This window comes from Streptomyces palmae, assembly GCF_004684805.1.
GTDB lineage: Bacteria > Actinomycetota > Actinomycetes > Streptomycetales > Streptomycetaceae > Streptomyces > Streptomyces palmae.
In genome coordinates, this window is the sequence record NZ_SRID01000606.1 from 1 (window position 1) to 2,161 (window position 2,161).

Consider the following 2,161-nt stretch of genomic DNA (forward strand, 5'->3'; position numbering starts at 1 on the left):
CGGTCAGGGGGCGCTGGGGGGCTCGTCGCCCAGGAGGTAGCGGGCCCCGGTGCCGCGCTCGGCCGCGCCGTCCCCGGGGTTGTAGAGGGCGCATTTGCGCAGGGACAGGCAGCCGCAGCCGATGCACCCGGTCAGCCTGCGCTTGAGGCGCTCGAGGTCGGCGATCTGCTGGTCGATGCGGTCGGTCCAGGTGGTAGCCACGGCGTTCCACTGGGTGGCGTTGGGGGCGCGGTCCTCGGGCAGGCGGGACAGGGCTTCCCTGGCCTCGTCCAGGGAGAGGCCCACCTGCCGGGCCGCCCGGATGAACGCGACCCGGCGCAGGGTGGCCCGCGGGTAGCGCCGCTGGCGGCCGGCGGTCCGGGCCGCGCGGATCAGGCCGAGTTCCTCGTAGTAGCGCAGGGCGGAGGTGGCCAGTCCGCTGCGGGCCGCGAGCTCTCCGATGGTGAGGGGGTCGTGTGGCGAGGTCATGACCAGTGAGAATAGAGCCTTGACTTCAAGTCGACTTGAAGTTGCAGGCTTTCCCGCATGACCTCAGCGACTGTCGCAGCCGAATACGGGTACGCGGACCTGCCGCGTCTGATGAGCCTGATGACCGGGGACGAGAAGCACGGCCCCGCCGCCACCTCCACGATGGATGCCCTCTGGGTGCTGTACGACCGTGTCCTGCGGGTCTCGCCGCGGACCGCGGACGCACCGGACCGGGACCGCTTCCTGCTCTCCAAGGGGCACGGGCCGATGGCGTACTACGCGGTGCTGGCCGCCAAGGGGTACTTCCCCGCCTCCGTACTGTCGACCTTCGGGGCGTACGACTCCCCGCTGGGGCACCACCCGGACCGGCTGCTGGTGCCGGGCGCCGAGATCGGCAGCGGCTCCCTGGGGCACGGTCTGCCGCTGGCCGTCGGGACGGTGCTGGGGCTGCGGGCCCGCGGACTCACCGATCCGCGGGTGTGGGTGCTGATCGGTGACGCGGAGCTGGACGAGGGCAGCAATCACGAGGCGCTGGCCTACGCGGGCGCCGCCGGCCTGGAGCAGCTGCACACCCTGGTCATCGACAACTCCTCCGCGACGCACGGCTGGCGCGGCGGCATCGCCGGGCGCTTCGAGGCCGCGGGGTGGAGCGTCGCGGACGTCGACGGCCGGGATCACCGGGCGCTCCACGCCTCCTACACCGCGCCGCACCCGGGGCGGCCGCGTGCCGTGGTCGCCCATGTCGAGCCGAAGAACCGCTGAGCCGAGCCGAAGAACCGAAGGAAGGCATATCCATGGACACCATGCGTGAGCGATTCGCCGCGGTCACCTCCCGGCTGCTGGATGAGGACCCCCGGCTCGCGGTCGTGCTCGCCGACATCGGCGTGGACGGGTTCGCCGGTGCCGCCCGGGCGCACCCGGAGCGCGTGATCAACGTGGGGATCCGCGAGCAGCTGCTGCTCGGGGTGGGTGGTGGACTGGCTCTGGCGGGGATGCGCCCGGTGGTGCACACCTTCGCCAGCTTCCTGGTGGAGCGCGCCTTCGAGCAGGTGAAACTCGACTTCGGCCACCAGGGCACCGGAGGGGTGCTGGTCAGCGCGGGTGGCTCGTACGACTGGCCGGCGGGCGGTTTCACCCATATGGCCCCCGGCGACGTGGCCCTGCTGGACACCCTCGACGGCTGGACGGTGCATGTACCTGGCCACCCGGACGAGGCCGAGACCTTGCTGCGGCACGCCGCCGCGGCAGGGGACGACCGGGTGTACGTACGGCTGTCGGCGCAGGTCAACGGCGCGCCCCGGGCGGTCGCCGGAGACAGGTTCGAGACCGTGCGGGAGGGGCGCGCCGGGGTGGTGGTGGCGGTGGGACCGATGCTGGACCCGGTGCTCGCCGCGGTCGAGGGGATGGACCTGACCGTGCTGTACGCCACGACGGTACGCCCCTTCGACGGCCGGACGCTGCGCGCCGCGGTCGGCTCCCAGCGGGCGGCGGAGGTGGTGCTGGTGGAGCCGTATCTGGCCGGCACGTCGACGGCCGCCGCGAACGACGCGCTGGCCGAGGTGCCGCACCGGGTGCTGGGGCTCGGCGTCGCCCGCCGCGAGCTGCGCCGGTACGGCACCATCGAGGAGCATCTGGCCGGGCAGGGCCTGGACCCGGCCTCGCTGCGGACGCGGATCAGCGGATTCCTGAACGG

3 protein-coding genes are annotated in these 2,161 nt (G+C 73.1%); 2 read left to right on the forward strand and 1 reads right to left on the reverse strand.

Annotation, left to right across the window (positions count from 1 at the left end):
• Window positions 1-3: 3 nt before the first annotated feature.
• Window positions 4-468, reverse strand: coding sequence for a redox-sensitive transcriptional activator SoxR (soxR, locus tag E4099_RS31420; RefSeq protein WP_135342497.1), 465 nt, complete (start codon window positions 466-468; stop codon window positions 4-6).
• 57 nt (window positions 469-525) lie between these two features.
• On the opposite strand from soxR, the gene E4099_RS31425 reads away from it, so the two are divergent.
• Window positions 526-1,230 carry a transketolase gene (locus E4099_RS31425; RefSeq protein WP_135342498.1) on the forward strand — a complete coding sequence of 235 codons (705 nt, stop codon included), beginning with the start codon at window positions 526-528 and terminating at the stop codon, window positions 1,228-1,230.
• A gap of 32 nt (window positions 1,231-1,262) precedes the next feature.
• On the forward strand, window positions 1,263-2,161 hold an 899-nt coding region (locus tag E4099_RS31430), incomplete at its 3' end, for a transketolase family protein (RefSeq protein WP_135342499.1).

Bases quoted from the DNA above. Each gene is read 5' to 3' on its own strand.
- soxR (WP_135342497.1), bottom strand. From the start codon at position 468: ATGACCTCGCCACACGACCCCCTCACCATCGGAGAGCTCGCGGCCCGC.
- E4099_RS31425 (WP_135342498.1), top strand. From the start codon at position 526: ATGACCTCAGCGACTGTCGCAGCCGAATACGGGTACGCGGACCTGCCG.